General features: G+C 74.3%; 1 protein-coding gene. It reads left to right on the top strand.

Translation table 11 applies throughout. The annotated features are described in order from the left end of the window. Nucleotides 1-1,091 (top strand): glutamate-5-semialdehyde dehydrogenase (locus tag B8460_RS10225; protein ID WP_048861498.1); only part of this gene is annotated, 1,091 nt, incomplete at its 5' end. Nucleotides 1,092-1,138: the final 47 nt, after the last annotated feature.

The raw sequence follows: 1,138 nt of genomic DNA, 5'->3' as shown, positions 1-1,138 counted from the left end.
TCTCGGCGCGCTGGTCGATCAGCATTTCTCGCGTCCGCGACCGGCTGACGCTGACTCCCGCGCGGGTGGCGGCGATGGCCGAGGCGCTGGAGGTGGTCGCCGCCCTGCCCGATCCGCTCGACCGCGTGCTGGCCGACTGGACGCGGCCGAACGGGCTGCGCATCCAGCGCGTGGCGCAGCCGATCGGCGTGATCGGCATGATCTACGAAAGCCGGCCCAACGTGGGCGCCGACGCGGCCGGGCTGTGCGTCAAGGCGGGCAGCGCCGTGATCCTGCGCGGCGGGTCGGACGGCATCGAAAGCGCGCGGGCGATCGGCGCGGCGCTGGCCGCGGGGCTGGAGGAGGCGAGGCTGCCGGCGGCGTGCGTGCAGACGGCGCCGACGACGGACCGCGCCTATGTCGCCGCGATGCTGGCGGCATCGGGACTGATCGACCTGATCATCCCGCGCGGCGGCCGCTCGCTGGTCGAGCGGGTGCAGCGCGAGGCGCGGGTGCCGGTGCTCGCGCATGCCGACGGGCTGAACCACACCTATGTCCATGCCAGCGCCGATCACGCGATGGCGCGCAGCATCCTCGCCAACGCCAAGATGCGGCGCACCGGCGTCTGCGGCGCGACGGAGACGCTGCTGATCGACGCCGCCATCGCCCCTGCCCTGCTGCCGGCGCTGATCGCCGATCTGGCGGCGCTCGGCTGCGAGTTCCGCGCCGACGCGGCGGCGCGCGCGATCGTGCCGGGGCTGCCGGCGGCGGCGGAGGGCGACTGGGACACGGAATGGCTCGATGCCGTGCTGTCGGTGCGCGTGGTGGACGGGATCGACGCCGCGCTCGCGCATATCGCACGCCACGGCAGCGGCCACACGGACGCGATCGTGGCCGACGACGCGGCGGCGGCGGAGACGTTCCTGCGCCGCATCGACAGCGCGGTCGGGCTGTGGAACGCCTCGACGCAGTTCTGCGACGGCGGCGAGTTCGGCTTCGGCGCGGAGATCGGCATCGCGACGGGGCGCGTGCATGCGCGCGGGCCGATCGGTCTCGAACAGCTCACGACGTTCCGCTACGTCGTCCGGGGCGAGGGACAGGTGCGGCCCTGAGCCGCCACCGGCCCGCCGATCCGGGTTTGGAGAGCGACCAGCACGAC

This window comes from Acidisphaera rubrifaciens HS-AP3, from assembly GCF_000964365.1.
GTDB classification, from domain to species: domain Bacteria; phylum Pseudomonadota; class Alphaproteobacteria; order Acetobacterales; family Acetobacteraceae; genus Acidisphaera; species Acidisphaera rubrifaciens.
Note: the sequence above shows the minus strand (reverse complement) of the source record. Positions and strands in the feature narration are given on the sequence as shown.